Origin of the sequence: Sorangium sp. So ce362, from assembly GCF_051519845.1 — a bacterium.
Lineage (GTDB): Bacteria > Myxococcota_A > Polyangia > Polyangiales > Polyangiaceae > Sorangium.
Genome location: NZ_CP150332.1, coordinates 2,088,158 through 2,108,062, shown reverse-complemented (window position 1 = coordinate 2,108,062; position 19,905 = coordinate 2,088,158). Strand labels below are relative to the sequence as shown.

The 19,905-nt window shown below is 71.5% G+C and carries 16 protein-coding genes; 12 read left to right on the top strand and 4 right to left on the bottom strand.

Going from position 1 to position 19,905, the window contains the following annotated elements; all coding sequences use genetic code 11:
- Positions 1–9: 9 nt before the first annotated feature.
- Positions 10–1,080 (bottom strand): CAP domain-containing protein, encoded by a 1,071-nt coding sequence (locus WMF17_RS08405; RefSeq protein ID WP_437648865.1) that lies wholly within the window; start codon positions 1,078–1,080, stop codon positions 10–12.
- Between the two features lie 895 nt (positions 1,081–1,975).
- Between WMF17_RS08405 and WMF17_RS08400 the strand changes: the two genes are divergently transcribed.
- From WMF17_RS08400 to WMF17_RS08360, 9 genes are all read left to right on the top strand, one after another.
- Entirely contained in the window at positions 1,976–2,815 is an 840-nt protein-coding gene (locus WMF17_RS08400) for an SDR family oxidoreductase (RefSeq protein WP_437601445.1), read from the top strand.
- A 10-nt stretch (positions 2,816–2,825) separates the two neighbouring features.
- Positions 2,826–3,158 (top strand): hypothetical protein, encoded by a 333-nt coding sequence (locus WMF17_RS08395; RefSeq protein ID WP_437601444.1) that lies wholly within the window; start codon positions 2,826–2,828, stop codon positions 3,156–3,158.
- The gene (gene mtnA / locus WMF17_RS08390) at positions 3,159–4,298 is read left to right on the top strand and encodes an S-methyl-5-thioribose-1-phosphate isomerase (protein ID WP_437601443.1); all 1,140 of its coding nucleotides are present in this window, start codon (positions 3,159–3,161) and stop codon (positions 4,296–4,298) included.
- A 55-nt stretch (positions 4,299–4,353) separates the two neighbouring features.
- Positions 4,354–5,493 carry a lipoyl synthase gene (gene lipA, locus WMF17_RS08385; RefSeq protein ID WP_437648864.1) on the top strand — a complete coding sequence of 380 codons (1,140 nt, stop codon included), beginning with the start codon at positions 4,354–4,356 and terminating at the stop codon, positions 5,491–5,493.
- Positions 5,494–5,603: 110 nt separating this feature from the next.
- Positions 5,604–6,173 carry a tellurite resistance TerB family protein gene (locus WMF17_RS08380; protein ID WP_437601441.1) on the top strand — a complete coding sequence of 190 codons (570 nt, stop codon included), beginning with the start codon at positions 5,604–5,606 and terminating at the stop codon, positions 6,171–6,173.
- Positions 6,174–6,368: 195 nt separating this feature from the next.
- Positions 6,369–7,559, top strand: coding sequence for a thiamine pyrophosphate-dependent dehydrogenase E1 component subunit alpha (locus WMF17_RS08375; RefSeq protein ID WP_437601440.1), 1,191 nt, complete (start codon positions 6,369–6,371; stop codon positions 7,557–7,559).
- A 165-nt stretch (positions 7,560–7,724) separates the two neighbouring features.
- A complete protein-coding gene (locus tag WMF17_RS08370) occupies positions 7,725–8,699 on the top strand; it encodes an alpha-ketoacid dehydrogenase subunit beta (RefSeq protein ID WP_437601439.1) in 975 nt (324 codons plus the stop codon).
- Positions 8,700–8,702: 3 nt separating this feature from the next.
- Positions 8,703–10,127: a dihydrolipoamide acetyltransferase family protein gene (locus WMF17_RS08365; RefSeq protein WP_437601438.1), complete on the top strand. Its 1,425-nt coding sequence runs from the start codon at positions 8,703–8,705 to the stop codon at positions 10,125–10,127.
- 738 nt (positions 10,128–10,865) lie between these two features.
- On the top strand, positions 10,866–11,783 hold the full coding sequence (locus WMF17_RS08360) for an ATPase (RefSeq protein WP_437648863.1): 918 nt from the start codon (positions 10,866–10,868) through the stop codon (positions 11,781–11,783).
- A gap of 89 nt (positions 11,784–11,872) precedes the next feature.
- Here the strand turns inward: WMF17_RS08360 and ltrA are convergent, their stop codons facing one another.
- Positions 11,873–13,132, bottom strand: a complete 1,260-nt coding sequence (gene ltrA / locus WMF17_RS08355) for a group II intron reverse transcriptase/maturase (protein ID WP_437648862.1) — start codon at positions 13,130–13,132, stop codon at positions 11,873–11,875.
- A gap of 1,011 nt (positions 13,133–14,143) precedes the next feature.
- Between ltrA and WMF17_RS08350 the strand changes: the two genes are divergently transcribed.
- Positions 14,144–14,842, top strand: a complete 699-nt coding sequence (locus tag WMF17_RS08350) for a pentapeptide repeat-containing protein (protein ID WP_437601435.1) — start codon at positions 14,144–14,146, stop codon at positions 14,840–14,842.
- A gap of 12 nt (positions 14,843–14,854) precedes the next feature.
- Here the strand turns inward: WMF17_RS08350 and WMF17_RS08345 are convergent, their stop codons facing one another.
- Positions 14,855–15,571: an RNA polymerase sigma factor gene (locus WMF17_RS08345; protein WP_437648861.1), complete on the bottom strand. Its 717-nt coding sequence runs from the start codon at positions 15,569–15,571 to the stop codon at positions 14,855–14,857.
- Between the two features lie 174 nt (positions 15,572–15,745).
- Positions 15,746–16,723: an RNA polymerase sigma factor gene (locus tag WMF17_RS08340; protein ID WP_437648860.1), complete on the bottom strand. Its 978-nt coding sequence runs from the start codon at positions 16,721–16,723 to the stop codon at positions 15,746–15,748.
- 430 nt (positions 16,724–17,153) lie between these two features.
- Between WMF17_RS08340 and WMF17_RS08335 the strand changes: the two genes are divergently transcribed.
- Together WMF17_RS08335 and WMF17_RS08330 are read left to right on the top strand one after the other, a co-directional pair.
- A complete protein-coding gene (locus WMF17_RS08335; RefSeq protein WP_437648859.1) occupies positions 17,154–18,257 on the top strand; it encodes a PEGA domain-containing protein in 1,104 nt (367 codons plus the stop codon).
- A 62-nt stretch (positions 18,258–18,319) separates the two neighbouring features.
- Positions 18,320–19,894 carry a hypothetical protein gene (locus tag WMF17_RS08330; protein WP_437648858.1) on the top strand — a complete coding sequence of 525 codons (1,575 nt, stop codon included), beginning with the start codon at positions 18,320–18,322 and terminating at the stop codon, positions 19,892–19,894.
- Positions 19,895–19,905: the final 11 nt, after the last annotated feature.

Genomic DNA, 19,905 nt, shown 5'->3' with positions numbered 1-19,905 from the left:
GAGTCGCAGCTAGTTGCAGCTCGCGTCCGAGGCGCCGCCGAACACCGTGGTCCAGTAGGACCCGTAGGTCCCGCCTCCGGTCGCCCGCCCGATGCCGATGACCTTGTAGGCAGACCCGAGCATGTTCTTGTTGTGGCCGTCCGAGTTCTTCCACTGATCGAACGTCCTCTGCGCCGTCGAGTTGCCGGCGGCGATGTTCTCGGCCATGGCGGTCCTGTCGGCGGACGCATAACAGGCGTTGGCCGCGCGGGCCCACGGCGACCGGCCGTCCTGGCTCGTGTGGTCGAAGTAGTTGCGATCGCGCATGTCCTCGCTGTGGCCCTGGGCGGCGCGGCTCAGCGCGGTGCAGCCCGAGAGCGCCCCGAGGCCTCTCTCGGCGCGATACTGGTTGATGATGGAAAGAAACGCCTGCTCCTCGGTATCGAGCGTCGTCGTGCTGGGCCCGGCGCCGCTGCACGTCGAGCACGCGCCGCAGTCGCTCGAGCAGCTCGAGCAGTCCTCGCCCGCGCCGCAAACCCCGTTCCCGCAAACCTCGCCGCCCGTCGAGCCGCCCTCGCCCGTCGAGCCGCCCTCGCCCGTCGAGCCGCCCTCGCCCGTCGAGCCGCCCTCGCCCGTCGAGCCGCCCTCGCCCGTCGAGCCGCCCTCGCCCGTCGAGCCGCCCTCGCCGCCGTCCGGCTCCGAAGGGGCGCACGCGACCTGAACGTTCATCCTCTTCGTGGTCCGCCTGCACGGATCGCCGAAGGTCGCGTTGTTCGCCTTCACGGTGCAGCTCGACTGCCCGAGGCACGCGCGCTCCACCACCGCCTTCGACGTCGACGCGTTGCACGAGGTCGCGCGGAAGCTGCCGCAGACCCCGCGAGGTGTGCCATAGCTCGCGAACTCGACCGCCGTGATGACCTCCCCGGCCGGACACGAGAGCGAGATGTCCGCGCCCTCCCGAGCAGTATCGCAGACCGCCCCCTCGACCGGCTCGGAGGCCTCGTCGGACTGCTCCTGCTCGACCTCGGTCGAGCCGAGACAGCCGACCACAGAACAGCCAGCGATGAAGGCGAGGACAAGCGTCCGGTGCAAAGCGCTCATATGCATGCTCCTTGTCTGTAAGTCCGTCTGAGCTCGGCCCGCCCCGGCACCGCGGCTCGCGCCAGCAGGTACGCCGGGGCACGCGACGCCTCGACGGGCCACCCCAGTACAGCGTTATTCAGGGGGCGAAGTCGCGCTCAGCGCGTTCCCACGCAGCGCAGCGCCTCCCTTCGATTCGCTGATAACACGGTGTCACCTGACCGCTGGCATGTCCAGACGCGAAACACTCCCATGCCCCTGATTTGCCGCTGGATCACTGAATCTTTTCATGACCCGTGGAACCGGCCCTCGCAGGGCTCGATGAGGCGGGATTTCTTCAACAAGCCCGGTGTACGACATGGCGCCAGATGGACACCCCATCTCCCTTGAGCCGAAGGGTGGGTTTCCGTATGCCGAGCGGAGACCAGGGCCAGCGCTCTGTCGATGCCGGAAATATCGTGTCCACGAGACCACGACTGACCTGCTCGACAGCCGGCGCCTCCAGCGCTCGACGCTCGACTCGAACGGCCTTGTCGGGGCCGCGCGCCCGCCATCGTGGCCTGTCGGGGCGCTGGGCTGAGCCAGGATCCGTCGGCGGTCGCTCGTCCGCTGGAGGTCTCCTCTGGCGCTCGGAGTGCTCGTGCCGGGCGAGCTGCGCACGTCAGACGTTGAAAGCCCCCTGACATCTGGAGGCGCCCCCCTTCATCGCGGTGTCACAGCGCGCCCATGAGGGCCCTCGCCCGCACCCGTCCACGGCAGAGCCCGCCTCGCGCCTCAGTGCCGCTCGAGACGGCACACGCGACGCGAACGAGGCGAACGACGCGAACGACGCGAACGACGCGAACGATGAAAAGACCGCCCGATCGCGCGCCGAGGGGCCGCACACTCGCCGGCTCCTGTGCTATGACCGCCCTCCATGCGCCTCAAGGACCGCGTTGTCTTCATCACCGGAGCTTCCCGCGGGATCGGCCGGACCATCGCCCTCGCCTGCGCGCGGGAAGGTGCGGATATCGTCGTCGCCGCGAAGACGGACGTCGCCGAGAACCCGCGCCTCCCGGGCACGATCCACGACGTCGCCCGCGAGGTCGAGCAGCTCGGCCGCCGCGCGCTGCCCATCAAGCTCGATGTGCGCGACGACGAGGCCTCGAGGGGCGCCGTCGCCGCGGCGGTCGAGCGCTTCGGGCGCGTCGACGCGCTCATCAACAACGCGGGCGCGCTCTGGTGGGCCGACGTCGTGGACACCCCCATGAAGAAGTTCGACCTCATCATGGGCATCAACGTGCGCGCGTCGTTCGCCCTCTCGCAGGCCGTCCTCCCCCACATGATCGCGCAGAAGTACGGCCATATCCTCATGATGTCGCCGCCCGTCGAGGCCGACGCCTGCGCCCACCACGGCGCCTATGCGGTCTCGAAGTTCGGCATGACGATGATCGCCCACGCGATCGCCGGCGAGTACGCCGAGCACAACATCACGGCCCACGCCCTCTGGCCCGCGACCGCGATCGAGAGCTTCGCCACCATGAACTTCGGCCTCGGCGGGCCGGAGCTCTGGCGCAAGGCCGACATCCTCGCCGACGCGACGCTCGCGCTGCTCTCGCGCGAGCCGTCGGCCCGGCGCGGCAAGGCGTGGATCGACGAGGCCCTCCTCCGCGAGGAGGGCGTCACCGATTTCTCCAGGTACCAGTGCGTGCCCGGCGTCGAGCCGCCGCACTTCCCCTTCAGCGCGATCCCCAAGGCGACAACCACCACCAGATGAGGCGCGACGCGTGAGCGGCGAGGACGACAAGGAGACGCGCCCCGGTGGCGGCGGCGGGATCGATCCCGGGCCCGAGCTCACCGCGGTCTTCGACGACCTCGAGACGCTGCTCAAGAACGGCGACGTGATCGCCGCGCTCACGTCGCGCGGGATCAACGGGAGCCTCGCGCTGCTCGCCGCCGACGCGCTCCGCGCCTACCTCGCGGGCCGCAAGGCCGAGGCGGCCGAGGACTTCGCCACCGTCGCCGAGGAGATCCGCGGCCGGCTCGCCGCGAGCGCCGAGGGGACGGGGACGGACGCAGGATCGCAGGGGGAGCCGTCACGCTCGAACGGGAGGCGCTGAATGAGCACGAGCTTCGAATCAGAACAGACGTCGCAGCAGGGGGGCGACGGCGCGCGGCCGACGCCGCCGTGGGCGCCGGCCGCGGCCATCTCCGGCGCGGACTACTCGGCCGTCGAGCTCGCGCAGAGCGACGACCGCGTGTTCCTCCTCGAGCAGCGCGAGCTGCCCGAGCGCGAGCGCTACCTGACCCTCGCCGACGCCGCCGGCGTCGCCGAGGCCATCCGGACGATGGCGATCCGCGGCGCCCCGGCGATCGGCATCGCCGCCGCGTACGGGATGGCGCTCGCCGCGCGCGCCGCCCGGGGCGAGGGCGCCACCGGCTACCTCGCCGCCATGCGCGCCACGGCGGAGCTCCTCGCCTCCGCCCGGCCCACCGCCGTGAACCTCGGGTGGGCCGTGCGGCGCATGCTCGCCGAGGCCCTGCAGCACGCGGGGCGCCGCGGGGAGGAGCGCGCGCGGGAGCTCGCCGCGCTCGCGCGCGAGATCCACCGGGAAGACGTCGCCGCCTGCCACCAGATGGGCCGCGCCGGCGCCGCCCGCCTGCCCGAGTCGGGCACGGTCCTCACGCACTGCAACGCCGGCGCGCTCGCGACCGGCGGCTACGGCACGGCGCTCGGCATCATCCGCGCCGCCATCGCCGAGGGCAAGAACATCGGCGTGCTCGCGTGCGAGACCCGCCCGTACCTCCAGGGCGCCCGCCTCACGGCCTGGGAGCTCCAGCGCGACGGCATCCCCGTCGAGGTGATCGCCGACTCGATGGCCGCGTGGTTCATGCAGAAGGGCGAGATCGGCGCCGTCGTCGTCGGGGCCGACCGCATCGCGCGGAACGGCGACGTCGCGAACAAGATCGGCACCTACGGCCTCGCCTGCCTGGCGCGCCACCACGGCGTCCCGTTCTACGTGGCCGCCCCGTGGAGCACGCTCGACCTCGCGACCGACACCGGCGCGTCGATCCCGATCGAGGAGCGGAGCCGCGACGAGGTCGCCGTCGTCGGCGGTCGCCGCATCATCCCGGCCGGGGTGCCCGTCCGCCACCCCGCCTTCGACGTCACCCCCGCGGAGCTCGTCACCGCCATCTTCACCGAGCGCGGCAAGCTGACGTCGCGCGAGATCAGCCGCTCCGTGCCGCCGGCCGGCTGACGCCGTCCGCCTCCCCCCTCGCCCCCACCCGCCGCATGGGCTAAGGACACCCCTGATGGCGCAGCTCTCGCCCAAGCCTGAATGGCTCAAGGTCCGCGCTCCTGGAGGCGACACCTACCACCACCTCAAGGAGACGTTCCGCAAGCTCGATCTCCACACGGTCTGCGAGGAGGCGCGCTGCCCGAACGTCGGCGAGTGCTGGCGCGAGGGGACGGCGACGGTGATGCTCCTCGGCGACGTGTGCACGCGCGGCTGCCGCTTCTGCGCGGTCACGACCGGCGACCCGCGCGGCGCGGTCGACGTGCGCGAGCCGGAGCACGTGGCCCGCGCCATCGCCCAGCTCTCGCTCCAGTACGTCGTGATGACGATGGTCAACCGCGACGACCTGCTCGACGGCGGCGCCGATCACGTCGCCCGCACGGTGAGCCGCCTGCACGCGCTCCGCCCCGACCTGCTCATCGAGACGCTGGTCGGCGACTTCCAGGGCCACATGAGCGCCGTCGACGCGGTCGTCGACGCCGGGCCCGACGTCTTCGCCCACAACGTGGAGGTCGTCCGCCGCATCACGCGCGCCATCCGCGACGTCCGGTCGAGCTACGACCAGTCGCTCGCCGTGCTCCGGCGCGCGAAGGACCGCCAGCGGCGCATGGCCGCGGACGCGGTCGAGCGCGGCGCGCCGGCGCCGCGGCGGCTCACGAAGAGCTCGATCATGGTCGGCATCGGCGAGACCGACGACGAGGTGCTGGAGGCGCTCCGCGACCTGCGCGCGGCGGGGGTCGACATCGTGACCCTCGGCCAGTACCTGCGCCCCTCGTCGAAGCACGCGCCCGTGCAGCGCTTCGTCGAGCCGGACACGTTCGCCGCGTTCGCGCGGGCGGCGCTCGAGATGGGCTTCCTCTACGCCGCCAGCGCGCCGCTCGTGCGGTCGAGCTACAAGGCCGCCGAGGTCTTCGTCCGCAGCCTCATCGACCGCGACCCGGCGGAGCTGTCCGCCGGCGCCCCGGCGGGCGCGGCCCCCGCGGGCGCGGCGCACGTCGAGGCGCTCCTGGAGGAGCGGCTCGCCGTGGCGCGCCGCGAGGCCGCCCGCCTCTCTGCAGAGCTCGCGCCCGACGAGCCCTTCCCCCCCGACGGCTCGGCGGCGGCGTCGGCCAGCCCCGCGCAGCTCGTCCCCGCGGCCTCTCTCGTCCGCAGGTAGCGCCGCCCCGCCCCCCCGGCGCGCCGCCGCCGCGCCGGCCACCGCAAGCGCCTTGACGCTCCCCGGCGATTGGCCGAGCGTGGAAGACGGCAGGAGGGCCAGAGACCACGATGTCCGCTCCCATCGACAGGCGCCCCCGCGGCATCGCTCCCGGCGCCCCGCGCATCGGCACACAGACGCCCCGCGCGCGCGTGGCATCCATCCTCTCCCAGGCCGCGCGGGCCTACAGCGCGCGACCTCCGATCGAGGACATCACGATGCCCACCGGCTTCGATCCGGCCGCGGTGGCGCTCTTCGAGACGATCATCGAGGCCGCGTTCCTCGTCGCGAACGCCGACGGCCACTTCGACGAGGCGGAGCGCAGGCGCTTCCAGGCGATCGTCGTGGACGCTTGCCAGAACCTCGTCCACGAAAAGCAGCTCGAGGCGCTGCTCGCCGACCTCGGCGAGATGCTCGCCGAGGACGGGATGGAGAAGCGCATCACCATGGTCGCCCGCACGATCGGGCGGACCGAGCATCAGCGCGAGGTGCTCCGCGTGGCGGCGTTCATGGCGACCGCGTCAGGCAGCGTGAACGCGCACGAGCACGGCGTGCTCGTGCAGCTCGCGCGCGGGTTCAAGCTCGACGTGGCCGCGGTCGACGAGGCGCTCGCGCAGGCGGCCGAGCCCGGCAACGTCTAGCCGGGACATCCGCGCCACGGTGTGCGGTGTGCGACGCGCGACGAGATCGCACGCCGGGTTCGACCTCGCCGCGGCGAGTCAAGCCTGCGACGAGATCGCTGCGACGAGTCAACGGCGCGCGTGAAGTGAATGAGCGAACGACGCGTCTCGGCACTGGTCTCGGGCAGCGCCTTTGATTAGTGTCCCCGCGAGCCGATGAGCACCGCGACGTACTCCACCGACCGCCCGCCCAACGTCTCAGGGGCAAGCCTGGAGCCGCAGGCTGCCGTCGCCCGGCACCCGCTCGACACGTGTGCCGACGACGTGATCAAGGTCCTGCGCGACGACGGCTCGCTCGATCCCGCGCACGATCCGCAGCTCGCCCCGTCGGAGGTGACCACCCTCTACAAGACCATGGTGCGGATGCGCCAGCTCGACGAGCGCCTCGTGGCGCTGCAGCGGCAGGGGCGCATCGGGTTCCACATCGGCTCGCTCGGCGAGGAGGCGGCGGTCCTCGGCAGCGTCTCCGCGACGCGGCCCCAGGACTGGGTGTTCCCGTGCTACCGCGAGTTCGGCGCCGCGCTCTGGCGGGGGCTGCCGCTCCAGCGGTACATCGACAACATGTTCGGCAACGCGAACGACACGGTGAAGGGGCGGCAGATGCCGGACCACTACACCTACCGCGAGGGGCACTTCGGCTCGGTGAGCTCGCCCATCGGCACGCAGATCACGCAGGCCGTCGGCTTCGCGTGGGCCGCGAAGCTGAGGCGCGACGAGCTCGCCACGCTCGTGTACTTCGGCGACGGCGCGACGAGCTCGTCCGACTTCCACAGCGCCCTGAACTTCGCGGGCGTGTTCAAGGTGCCGGTCGTCTTCTTCTGCCGCAACAACGGCTGGGCGATCAGCGTGCCGACCGAGCGCCAGACGTCGAGCAACACGTTCGCGTGCAAGGGCGTCGCGTACGGCGTCCCCGGGGTGCGGGTCGACGGCAACGACCTGTTCGCGGTGGTGAAGGTGGCGCGCGACGCGATCGCGCGCGCCGCGCGCGGCGAGGGCGCGACGCTCATCGAGGCGATGACGTACCGCCTGTCGGGCCACTCGACGAGCGACGATCCCAAGGCGTACCGCCCCGACGCGTGGCTCGACCCGTGGCGCCGGCTCGACCCGATCGAGCGGCTGCGGCGGCACCTCGAGCGCGCCCAGGGCTGGACCGAGGCGCAGGATCGCGAGATCGAGGCGGCGGTCGACGCGGAGGTCAAGGCCTGCATCGCGGTCTCGGAGAAGGTGGCGCCGCCGTCGCTCGACTCGATGTTCGAGGACGTCTATGCGGAGCCGCCCTGGCACCTCGTCGAGCAGCGGGAGCAGCTCAAGGCGGGCCCGAGGCCCAAGGGCCACGGCGGCCGCTAGGCCGCGCGGGCGCGGCGTGGACGGCGTTCTCGGCGGGGCGGCTCGCCGGGCAGCGCCGACGGCCGGGGTGGCGCCGCCGCCCGCGCTCGACGGGGTCCCCAGGGGAGCGGGGGCGCCTGTGAGGTTGCACTCCCACCTTCTGGCCGAGAGACGGAGACGAAGAGCATGCCTCAGATGAACATGGTCCAGGCGATCAACGACGCGCTACGCCACGAGATGCGGCGGGACTCGCGGGTCGTCGTGCTCGGCGAGGATGTCGGCAAGGTCGGCGGGGTGTTCCGCGTGACCCAGGGCCTGTTCGACGAGTTCGGGGACGATCGGGTGATCGACACGCCGCTCTCGGAGAACGGGATCGTGGGGGCGGCGATCGGGATGGCGCTCTACGGGCTCGTGCCGATCCCGGAGATCCAGTTCGCCGATTTCATCTATCCCGCGTACGACCAGATCGTGTCCGAGCTGGCGAAGTATCGCTACCGCTCGGGCGGCGAGTACCCGTCGAAGCTCGTCATCCGCACGCCGGTGGGCGGCGGCATCCGCGGCGGGCACTACCACTCGCAGTCGCCCGAGGCGCAGTTCATCCACGTGCCGGGCCTGAAGGTCGTGTGCCCGTCGAACCCGGCCGACGCGAAGGGGCTCCTGCTCTCGTCGATCCGGGATCCCGATCCAGTGCTGTTCTTCGAGCCGAAGCGCATCTACCGCGCGGCGAAGGGGGACGTCCCCGAGGGCGACTACACGGTCCCGCTCGGCCAGGCGAAGGTGGTCCGGCCGGGCTGGCACGTGACGCTCGTGGTCTGGGGGGCGATGCTCTACGAGGCGCTCGACGCGGCGAACCAGGCGGCCGCGCAGGGCATCGAGTGCGAGGTGATCGACCTGCGGACGCTGTGGCCGCTCGACATCGACACGGTGATCGAGTCGGTGAGGCGGACGGGCCGGTTCATCGTTGTGCACGAGGCGCCGAAGAGCTGCGGCCTCGGGGCCGAGCTCGTCGCGCTGGTCAACGAGAAGGCGTTCCTCCACCTGGAGGCGCCGCCGCTCAGGATCACGGGCTTCGACACGCCCTTCCCCTACACCCTCGAGAACGAGTACCTCCCGCTCTCGCATCGTATCCTTCCGGCGATCCTCGAGACAGCGAGGTACTGACGCATGGGCAAGTACGAGTTCAGGCTTCCGGACATCGGCGAGGGTGTCACGGAGGGGGAGATCGTGAGCTGGCTGGTGTCGCCGGGCGACGTGGTCGCCGAGGACCAGCCGATGGTCGAGGTGATGACCGACAAGGCGACGGTGACGATCACGTCGCCGCGCTCGGGCCGGATCGTGGAGACGCGGGGCGATGTGGGCGGGGTGGTCCCGGTCCACTCGGTGCTCGTCGTGTTCGACCTCGACGACCGCTCGGTCGCCGCGTCGCCCGCGTCGCCCGCGTCGGGGACGGGGATGCGGCAGTCCGCGGCGAACACGGGCCCCGCGGAGCCTGCGGCGACGGCGGTCGGCGACATCAAGGAGGACCTGCCGGGGATGAACCTCGTGGCGCCGGCGCGGCCCGCGTGGACGAACGGCAGCCTGGGCGCCGGCGAGGCGGCCTACTTCAACGACAAGCCGCTCGCGACGCCGGCGACGCGCAAGCTGGCGCGCGATCTCGGGGTCGACCTGCGGCGCGTGCCGCCGACCGGCCCGGGGGGCCGCGTGACGAAGGACGACGTGCGGGCGCTGGAGGCGCCCGAGGGGGCCGAGGCGACGCCGGTGCTGTCCGAGGTGGCGCCGAGGCGGCTGGCGGGCGCGGCGGCCGAGCTGCTCGAAGAAGAAGAGGACCGCGGGCGCGGGGCGGTCCGGCGCGAGGGGGAGCGCGGCCGCGGGCTGCCGGCGGCGCCGGGCGACGAGCGCATCCCGCTGCGCGGCGTGCGCAAGCGGATCTTCGAGGGGATGTCGCGGTCGAAGCACACGGCGGCGCACTTCACCTTCGTCGAGGAGTGCGACGTCTCGGCGCTGAAGGAGCGCCGCGCGCGCCTGCGCCCGCTGGCCGAGAAGGAGGGCGTCAAGCTGACCTTCCTGCCCTTCTTCGTGAAGGCCGTGGTCGCCGCGCTCAAGAGGCACCCGACGCTGAACAGCGCGTTCGACGAGGCGACGCAGGAGATCGTCGTCCGGAAGAGCTACCATATCGGCATCGCCTCCGCGACCGAGGCCGGGCTCATCGTGCCTGTCGTGCGCGACGCGGATCGCCGGAGCGTCCTCGGGATCGCGAAGGAGATCGCGCGGCTCGGCGAGGACACGAAGTCGGGGCGGGTCAAGCCGGAGGATCTCGGCGGCTCGACGTTCACGATCACGTCGCTCGGCCAGCAAGGGGGGCTGTTCGCGACGCCGATCCTGAACTTCCCCGAGGTCGCGATCCTCGGGATCCACCAGATGAAGCAGAAGCCGGTGGTGCGCGACGGGCAGATCGTGATCGGCGAGGTGATGCTGCTGTCGCTGTCGTTCGACCACCGGATCATCGATGGTCACGTGGGGGCGGCTTTTGCCTACGAGATCATCGGGTATCTGGAGGATCCGGATCGGCTCTTCCTCGAGATGAGCTGAGCTGAGCGAGAGGCCCGGCCGCCGGGCCTGGGCTCGGTCGCGGCGGCGGGCGCCAAGACCTGCGCCGCGCCGTCGCGCTCCTGCGCGGCCCAGGCGCGCTCCTGCGCGGCCCCGGCGCCCTCCTGCGCGGCCCCCGCACCCTCCTGCGCAGCCCCGGCGCCCTCCTGCGCGGCCCCGGCGCCTCTGCTGCGCAGCCCCCGCGCCCTCCTGCGCGGCCCCGGCGCCTCTGCTGCGCAGCCCCGGCGCCCTCCTGCGCGGCCCCGGCGCCTCTGCTGTGCGGCCCCCGCGCCCTCCTGCGCGGCCCCGGCGCCCCTGCTGCGCGGCCCCGGCGCGCTCCTGCGCGGCCCCGGCGCCCCTGCTGCGCAGCCCCCGCGCCCTCCTGCGCGGCCCCGGCGCCCCTGCTGCGCAGCCCCATGGGTGTCCTGTGTCACAATCGCTTGGCTCCTGCGCGGCCCCGGCACCGTCCTGCCCGCCCCTGTGGGCGTCGTGAGCAGCCCTGGTTCGACGCCTGCGCACCGCCGCCACCCCTGCTGCGCCGCCCCAGGCACGCATCGGCGTGAACTGCGCAACTTTTTCCCCTCCTGCGCCCCCTCCGCGGGAACCACGGAGCTGCTTGCGACGTGAGCACCGCGCTCTCCTTTTCTGGCCAGAGCTCCTGGTGTGCCGATACGCTTGTCGGATCATCCGCCCTTCCGTCCAGAGGGGCGCTGACCCCCGACAAGGAGGCGACGTTTCATCATGGCACCGAAGGCACCCATCCCCGCGTCCTCCGCGACCAGGAAGGCCCCCCGGAAGCGCGCTTCGAGCGACTCGGACGGCGCACCGCCGCCGTCCCGCGGCGCGGCGGCGTACACGCTGAGCGCGGCTCGAGAGGCCGAGCTGCTCCGAGAGGCGGAGTCGCTCGGCGAGAACACGCTCTTGTTCCCGGGCAAGCTCGCTCGACGCGTCATCTGGTCGAGCCGCATTCTGCTCGCCGCCGAGCGCGACGCGGTGGATCTCGTGCGGACCCCGTTCCCCGAGGACGAGCCCCCGATCACGCGCGAGGACCTCCACACGTTCCGGGACAAGATCGAGCTCCTGCGCGTCACGCAATCGCGCTGGCAAGCCGCACAGCGGCGCCGGGAGCGGGCCATCGCGGCGTTCGAGAAGCCGGCCACCGAGGCTGCAGCGCTCCGGCGAACGCTCCTCCGCTTCTTCGCTCTTCGTTTCAAGAAGAGCCCGGAGGGTCAAAAGCGACTCGCGGCGATCCGCGCGGGCAGCGGCGATGCGGATCTCGTGCAGGACGTCTCCGACCTCCTCGTGCTCTGCGCGGAGCACGCGGAGGCCCTCCGGGAGGCGCCTCGCGGCGAGGCCGCCGCCGCGGCCCGCCTCCGAGAGCTCTCGCCGCTGCTCACGCGCGTGCTCGCCGACAAGACGTTCACTCCCGAGGCGCAACGCGCGCGCAAGGTCCGCGACGCCGCGTACACGCTCGTCGTGACCGCGGAGCGGAGGCTGCGCGCCGCCGCCGAATACTGGTATGCCGGAACCGACAAGATGAGGGACTATGCGCCGTTCCCCGTCACCCGAGGCGCATCCGCCGGCGGCAAGGAGGCGGGCGACGTCGACGCGGAGGAAGGCGGCGCGCCGGAGGAGGTCGAGCCGTCGGCGGCGACCTAGTCGGGTAGACCGGGGTCGACTGCCCCCCGGCCCCCCACAGATCCGGACGTGCGGAATTCCCGCATCCGGCTCTTCGGGACACGGGTTCGCTACGAGCGTGCAGGAGCGGGGTGCCTGATGCGCGGCCGCGGAAGGGGATACCTCTCCAGCAGCCGGTGCATCCGCTCCCAGGTCATCTTGGCGTTCTGCGAGCGGCGATCGAGCCACTTGCGCCACACCGCCACAACCTCCCAGGCGAAGCGACGGAGCGCCTCCGAGTTCCCGGTGATCCCGTAGTACTCGTAGTGACCCCGCAGCTTCATGGCCAGGCTCCCCTGCTGGCTGCTCAGCTCATCGTGCATGAGGTCCCTGCACCACTCCGCCACGCGCCGCAGCGCGCGGCTGAAGCGGTCCTTGGCGGTCCTGCGTTTGATCGCCCAGTTGCCTCGCCGCGACCTGCCCCAGTGATGCATGAAGCCGAGCAGATCGAACGTCGACGGCCACATCGGCGACGCCCCGCCGCTCGGCGGGGGTCTCTTCGGCGGCCGCTGGAACGGCAACAGGCGCGTCTTGTCCGGGTGCAGGCTCAGCCCGTACTTGCCGAATCTCTTCGGTAGCACGGCCATCACCCGGCGCGCGTCTTCTCCCACTTCGAACAGCAGCACCGCGTCGTCCGCGTAGCGGATGAGGTGTACCCTGCCTCGAAGCCGGGGTCGGACGTCGCGCTCGAACCACGTGTCGAGCACCTCGTGCAGGTAGATGTTCGCCAGGATCGGCGAAACCACGCCGCCCTGCGGTGTGCCGGCCTCCGGGTAGCTGAGGCTACCGTCTTCATGCACGCCCGCGTGCAGCCACTTGCTGATGAGACGGAGCAGCACGCCGTCTCGTACCCTGCGGCGCAGCGCATCCATCAGGTGCTGACGGTCCACCGTGTCGAAAAACTTTCGGATGTCGACCTCGATGACCCATCCGCCCGCCATCTCCATCGCCTTGTCCCAGAACGACGCGAGCGCTCGGTGTGCCGAACGGCCGGGCCGGAAACCGTACGAGCAGTCAAGAAAATCCTGCTCAAAGACGGCCTCCAGCACCATGGCCACCGCGCGCTGCCGGATCTTGTCCTCAAAGGTCGGGATGCCGATCGGGCGTGTTTCCCCGTTGCCCTTCGGGATATGGACCCGCCTCACCGGCGGCGCGCGGTACGTGCCCGCCTTGGCTCGTTCCAGCAGCGACCGGAGGTTGTCCTCCAGTTGCTCCGCGTACTGCTCCGCGGTCTGCCGGTCCACGCCGGGCGCGCCGTCCTTGCGCGTTCGCCGGTAGGCTTCGCGCATCCAGTCCAGGTCGATGTGATGGGCGAGCGTCGTCAGCACCATGGTGGGTGCCTGCCGCGCCAGCTCCGCTATTCGTTCGAGTTTCGTGCAGACGGTTTCGGAGCCCGATGTCTCCTTCATCTTTCCCTCCAACGATCCCGTGCCCCGGTGCTCCCCTTCCCTCCACGGGGTCCCTCGGGTTGGTTCCCCCGCTTCCGCGGTACTACGAGTGCACTCCGACTTCCCGTCGCCCCCGCTCCGCTCGCTTGCGCTCCGCTCGGCGGTTCCACCTCTCGGTGGAGGCGGCGGGACCTCCCAGGTTCCTCGGGAAACCCTTGCGTACGTGCCCTGGTCTCTGACCCCGGTGGGTCGCCACGCCAGGCCCTGCGACCGGGGGCTACCCGGGCTCGCTCTTGACGCGACGATGTTGTCTTCCGCTGCGTTCACGGCGTCGACCCCACGACCTCTGATCTTTCGAGGCTCCATCCCACGGCCCGCACGCTCGCTGTCTACGCTTCGCGACGCCGGTCGCCCGGCGCCCCGCAAGACTCGCTTCCGGCTGGTGGGCCAACCTTGCCGGGCGGGACTCTCACCCGCAGGGTTTCTTCGCGAAGTTTCAGCTCATCGCTTCCTCCTCGCCCAGGCTTGGCCTGGCGCACGAACGCCGATCACATTGAAATTCCGCTAAAATCGACTCATGGGAAGAGGACCGCAAGGGCGCAAGGGGCGCAAGGGGGGAGAAGAAGTTAATTCTATCTCTGTTCCCTTGCGCCTCTCGCGCCCTTGCGGTCTCTCGTCTGACTGGGTGCCGTGCCCTTCCAGCGTGCTCCTCGGCGGCTCCGACGGGTGCCACAATCTGTTGAATTTAGCTGAATTTTAACCTGTTCGGCGTTCTAGGCGAGGACGAGGGGGAATCGCCATCGCCGATCGGCCTGAGTCGGATCCACCACGCGTCCTCGGACGCTCACGATGCCCCTGGCTGGGCGGTCACGGGCTACCGTGAGCTACGGTGGCGTTGGAGCGCCTTGACGACCCCCACCAAACGATGACATGATATCTTAAACGTTCAGTGAATTGGAGCAGGGAATGGCCCGACGAGGACGGCTGAACATCGACGATACTCCCAAACCCGGCGCTGGCGGCGGTGGAGGGATCTCTCCAGGGAAACTGGATCCGTTCGAAGGGAAAGACTCATTCGACGGTGAGACGTTCGATGGGCTCACTCTGGAACGAGCGGACCTGAGCGGCCGAGATTTCTGTGATTGTGTGTTCCGGCGTTCGAAGCTCGGCGAGAGCCGCTGGACGCGCACCCGGCTCGAGAACTGCGTGTTCGAGAGCTGCGATTTGACCAAAGCCGACCTCACCATGCTCTCGCTGCGCGGCGTGGCGTTCAACTCGTGCAAATTGATGGGCATCAACTGGACGAACATCACGAAATACCCCGACGTGTCGTTCGAGGATTGCGACATGCGATACGTCATCATGGATTCGCTCGCGCTGCGCAAGACGCGCTTCGAGCGGTGCGCGATCACCGAGTCGGTCTTCGCCGCGACGGACCTCGTCGGGGCCGTGTTCGAGGAGTGCCGCTTCGCGGGGACACGCTTCGAGGATTGCGACCTTGGAAACGCGCAGTTCCCTCGGTCCCAGGATCTGTTCATCGATCCGGCGAAGAACCGCGTGAAGGGCGCCCGCATTCCGCTCGAAGCGGCGATCCTCCTCGCGGCCTCGTTCGGCATGCACGTGCTCGGCTTCACGGAAAAGGACAGCCGATGACGGCCCGAGCGGCTACTCCGCAGCGAGGCGCCTCGCGAGCGCTCCCCGCGCGCCGTGGAGCGCCCTGGTGCGCCATTTGTACGCCGTGCTGAGGGGTATCTCTCTCGTCTCCGCGATCTCCTTCATGGAGATCTCGAAGAGGTCGCGCTGGACCAGCACCGAGCGCAGCTCGAACGGCAGCTCCAGGACGAGTGATCTCAGCACGTTCCGCCGCTCCTCGGCGAGGAGGTGATCGAGGGCCGTCGCGCCGCCGCCGGCCTTGCGCAGCTCCTCCGGATCCGTGAGCACCTCGCGCCGGTGAGAGGCCTTCGCGTGGTAGTGCGCGGCCAGGTTCACCGCAATGCCGTTCAGCCACCGCGCCACGGAGCCGCGCGCCGGGTCGTGGCGGCCAAAGCTCGTCCACGCCGCGAGGAACACTTCCTGGCTCAGGTCGTGTCGATCGCGCTCCGGCACGCGGAGCTTCCCGAGCCACCGGTGGACGCGCCGGATCGTCTCCGCCTGAAAGAGGGTGCTGAAGGCGTGCTCACGGCCGATGTCCGCCCCAGGCTTCCCCCCGTCGTACGGAGATCCCGGCGGCACCGTCGTCCGCGGCGCGACGCGAGGCGCGCTGGATGCCCCCGGACGAGCCGTCCTGTCGTGCCGCGCCACAGGGGCCGGCTCCTCGGCGAAGCTGCATGATCCGCTGGAATGCACGATCGCCCCTCGCGGCGGCAGCGCAGGAAATTCCATGGCTCGCCTCTCAATGAAACGTGAATGCTCCGTGAGGATCCTCGCTCGCGCGCGGACAAGCCCGCTCACGAGGCGCTCAATCCCCCGCTGGCCGCGGCCACGAACCACGGTTGTGCAGCGCGACCTTCGTCACGAAGGCCGTTTCGCGCTCGGCCGTGGCCTACCGCGCGGCCTTCACCTGAGCCGGTCGAGCAGCGCTTCGCGCTCCGCGGCCAGGCGCCCGCGCGGGAACCTCCGTCCGTGCTCCTCCAGCAGGCGTCGCGCCTCGACGAGCGACACGATGTCACCGGCCTCCACGGCTGTCCGCGCGCGGGCGACCAGATCCCGTTCGCGGGATCCGCCCGCCGGGCGCTGCCTCGCTGGCCGGCCTGCCGGCGCGGCGGGGGCGAGAGAGGCCTTGACCGGCGCTCCGTGCGTCGAGCGGGCGGGCGTGGACGTGGCCTCCGCAGGGTCGCTCGCGGCCAGCGCGCCCGGCGGCGCGATCGCGGTCGAGACCAAAGCAGCCCTGGAGCTCTGGACGGGCCCGGCCGGCTCGGCGTGGCTCGTGACCAGCACGGCGAGCGCCGCCGCAAAGGCGATGACCATCCCGTCCGCCATCGAGCGCGTGGGGCCGTCTCGCCACGGCCGGCGCCGCGCGAAGAGCCAGGGCGGGAACAGGACCGCGCGCAGCCGGCGAGCGCCGCGGTCTCGGTGCCTCGCTTCCCACCGGGCCGCCGCCTCTTCGAACTCCTCCCAGGCCCGGCGCAGGCGACTTCGCGCGGTCTCCAGCGGGATCTCCTGCTCTCGGGCGACGTCGGCGATCGGCCGCTCCAGGAGCTCGCACGCGATGAAGACCCCGCGGTGCCGCTCGCCGATCTGCTCGATGAGCTGCCGCACCAGCGCCGCCTCCTGGCGCGCGATGGCGTGCTCCTCGGGGCTCGGACGCTCATCGCGGAGCGCCGCCTCGTCAAAGCCCGTGAGCGCCTCCTCGCGCCTGCGCGCTCCCCGGCGGTGATCTCGAGCCGTGTTCAGGACGACACTGTCGCAAAAGGCGCTCGGATTCCTGGCCGATCGGGCCTGCTCTCGCCTCTCCCAGAGGCGCACCATCGCGTCCTGCATGACGTCGTCGATGTCCCGCGAGGGCACCCCGACGTAAGTAACGAGCGATCTCACGCGGGCGGGTAGAGGGCAGGTCGGCGTTGCTCGGTCCACGATCCAGCAGACGATCCGGGCCCGGTCCGAAGGTTCAACAATCGACCGAGCCCCCGGAAGAAGGTGGGACAGACGGCGCCACCGTACGCGTTCGCGAAGAGGGGAACATGGGGCCGGCGAGGGTTCCTCCCCTCGGATCGCAGCGCTGCCCGCCGGGGGAGCTGCTCCGTTGCTTGGCGACGCCATGGCGGCATTCCTCATTCCGCCCTCCTGAGCCCCCTGGTGGAACCAAGACACAAAGACATTCCTTCATCGATGCTCCAATTCTCTTTCGTTCATCGATCCGGTGACGATTCTGGCCGTCCTGAACGCGGTCGTGAACGAGAATTCCCGGCGGTTCCGGGAAACGGCGCGTTGACAGGGGCCCGCGCGAAAGAGTATTCAGGGTGACGTGCGTCACGCGCTCTGCTCCTTCTTGCCGTGCGTCTTCATGGGAGTCGTCGCGGCGGTGGAGGGCGTGGCGAGCGCAAGCGAGGCCCATGCCGTCTCGGGTCCGCGCGAAACATCGACCCTGGCGAGCTCGCTGCGCCGTGCTCGGCAGGCGCGCGATGCGGGGCGGTGGGTCGAGGCCGCGGCGGCGTACGAGCTTTCGCTGAAGGCGGCCGACGCGGCGTGGACGACCGACGCGGAGCGCGCCGAGATCGCCGCGGAGCTCGGGCTGTGCGAGCTCGCGCTGGGCAGGTATCGAGACGCGGCCGAGCACCTGGCGCAGAGCTTGAGGCACCGTGATGCGCTCCGCAGCGGGCTGGCGGAGCGGGCCGAAGAGGGATTGAAGAAGGCCGAGCGCCGGGTGGTGACGTTCTACCTGGGTGTGAATCCACCGGACGCCGAGGTCCTCGTCGATGGAAAGACGCTGGGTCGCCCGGCGCCGACCTACGAGCTGTTCCTGGAGCCGGGGCACCACACCGTGCGGGCGCGGCTGGATGGCCACGCCGAGGCGCTGGGCGCGTTCGAGGGGCAGGCAGGCAAGGACAGCTCGCTGACGCTGAAGCTGCGCCGCGCGCCGGAGCGCGGCGCGCCGCAGGCGGCCGGCGGCGGCCCGGCGCGGGCGGCGGATCCGGCGGCGCGGCCGGCGGCGCGGTCGGCGGCGCGGTCGGCGGTCCCCGTGACGGAGCTGCGGATCGGGGGCGCGGCGCTGGCGACGGCCGCGCTGGGGGCGGGCGCGGTGCTCCTGCTACGGGCCGATGTGCTCGACGGCAACCTGGCCGAGCGGGACGTGGTGCGCCGCCGGCGAGGCTGGACGTCGACGACCTGCTGGTGGCCGAACGCCCCCTCGGCGTGCACGGAGATCCGCAAGGAGGTGGCCGAGCGGGATCTGTTCGCCACGCTCGGCAATGTGGCGCTGGCGACGGGGGCCGTGTTCGGGGTCGCGACGGCGGCGTCGTTCCTCGCGGAGGGATGGCTCCTGGGCGACACGCCGGCCCGTGAGGTCGTCCAGGTGGTGCCGAGCGCGGCGGGAACGCAGGCCGGGCTCGTTCTTCAGGGCGTCTGGTGAGGCGAAGCGGGGCGATGGGGATGCGCGGGACGCGAGGTCGAGGAGCGCTGCGTTCGGTCGCGGTGATCGCGCTCTGTTGCGGGAGCGTCGCGGGGGGCGCCGGGTGTTCCTATGCCGCGGACTGCGCGGCGACCTACAGCTGCGAGCCGCTCCCCGGCGAGACGCCGCCCGTGCTGCCGGCGTCACCGTGCGACGGCGATCCCGCGACGAGCCCGGCGAAAGACGGGTGCGGGGTGTTCGTCGCGAGGCGCGGGGACGATGCGAGCGACGGGACGAGGGAGGCGCCCGTCAGGACACTGCAGCGCGCGGTGGAGAAGGCCGCGGAGCCCGGGGGGACGCGGCGGGTGTACGCCTGCGCGGAGGATTTCGAGGAGGCGGTCGTGCTGCCGTCGGGGGTCGCGATCTGGGGCGGGCGGGACTGCGCCGCCGAGGCGTGGACCTGGGGCGGCGAGGAGAGCTTCACCGAGATCGCGCCGGCGCCGGAGCGGGTGCCGCTCACCGTGGAGGCGCGCCAGGCGAGCATGACGTCGGCGGTGTTCGGCGTGCGGCTCGTGGCGGCGGACGCGGTCCGGCCCAGCGGGTCGTCCATCGGGATGATCGTGCGCGAGGGCGCCGCGGTGGAGGTGGTGTCGAGCGAGATCCTGGCGGGGAACGGCGCGGATGGGGCGGACGGGGAGAGCGCTCCCCAGGACACGCCGTGGCGGGCGCCGGATGGGGCGCCTGGCCATCCAGGCGCGCCCGGGTGCGTGGCGAACTGGACCGAGGGCGCTCCGCCGGCGGTGACCGTGTGCGAGGACGGCACAATGTCGATCGGCGGCGCGGGTGGCGAGGGCGAGGTCGCTGCGGGCGGCGACGGCGAGCCAGGTGCGCCGGCGCCGGGGCCTGACTCGATCGACAACGGCGAACAGGGAAAAGGCGGAGCGATGAGGTGCACGATCGGCGAGAAGGGCGACGACGGGGAGCCAGGCGCGAACGGGGTCGGAGGCGGGCAGGGGCCGGAGGAGCGGCTCAATTACGGAAGCATCAGCGCGCGCGGCTGGAAAGGTCTTTCGGGACAGGACGGCAGAACCGGAGGGATCGGCCAGGGAGGCGGCGGTGGGGGCGGCGTAGGCTCGAACGGGAAGTGCCGCGCCGTGGATCCGCAAGGCGGACCGTCCGGCGGATCGGGCGGGGGCGGCGGCTGCGGAGGGCGGCGCGGCCAGGGGGGCGGCTACGGGGGCGGCAGTTTCGGGATCATCGCCCTGCATGCTCACGTCCTGGTGGAAAAGACCGACATCATCACCGGTGACGGCGGTCGCGGCGGCAACGGGGGGCGGGGACAAGAGGGGGGCGGGGGCGGGCCAGAGGGCCCTTACGGAGCTATCGCAGCCACGGCCTACCGTGCATGCGCGGGCGGGTTCGGCGGCCACGGAGGCAAAGGCGGCGATGGCGGCGGAGGGCTCGGGGGCGCTTCCATCGCCGTCGCGCGCGTCGACAGCAGCGTCCACCTCACGGAGAGCGCCGACTGGGCCTTCGGAGCAGCCGGCGCTGGTGGGCTTGGCGGCGGACGCGATCCGAACGACATGACAGCCAACGGGCAGACCGGCAAGACCGCGCTCCTGTGGGATTTCCCCGAGCTGGTCGTGCCGCCCCAATGAGTGATTTCGCG

Bases quoted from the DNA above. Each gene is read 5' to 3' on its own strand.
- WMF17_RS08405 (WP_437648865.1), bottom strand. From the start codon at position 1,080: ATGAGCGCTTTGCACCGGACGCTTGTCCTCGCCTTCATCGCTGGCTGT.
- WMF17_RS08400 (WP_437601445.1), top strand. From the start codon at position 1,976: ATGCGCCTCAAGGACCGCGTTGTCTTCATCACCGGAGCTTCCCGCGGG.
- mtnA (WP_437601443.1), top strand. From the start codon at position 3,159: ATGAGCACGAGCTTCGAATCAGAACAGACGTCGCAGCAGGGGGGCGAC.
- lipA (WP_437648864.1), top strand. From the start codon at position 4,354: ATGGCGCAGCTCTCGCCCAAGCCTGAATGGCTCAAGGTCCGCGCTCCT.
- WMF17_RS08380 (WP_437601441.1), top strand. From the start codon at position 5,604: ATGTCCGCTCCCATCGACAGGCGCCCCCGCGGCATCGCTCCCGGCGCC.
- WMF17_RS08375 (WP_437601440.1), top strand. From the start codon at position 6,369: ATGAGCACCGCGACGTACTCCACCGACCGCCCGCCCAACGTCTCAGGG.
- WMF17_RS08370 (WP_437601439.1), top strand. From the start codon at position 7,725: ATGCCTCAGATGAACATGGTCCAGGCGATCAACGACGCGCTACGCCAC.
- WMF17_RS08365 (WP_437601438.1), top strand. From the start codon at position 8,703: ATGGGCAAGTACGAGTTCAGGCTTCCGGACATCGGCGAGGGTGTCACG.
- WMF17_RS08360 (WP_437648863.1), top strand. From the start codon at position 10,866: ATGGCACCGAAGGCACCCATCCCCGCGTCCTCCGCGACCAGGAAGGCC.
- ltrA (WP_437648862.1), bottom strand. From the start codon at position 13,132: ATGGTGCTGACGACGCTCGCCCATCACATCGACCTGGACTGGATGCGC.
- WMF17_RS08345 (WP_437648861.1), bottom strand. From the start codon at position 15,571: ATGGAATTTCCTGCGCTGCCGCCGCGAGGGGCGATCGTGCATTCCAGC.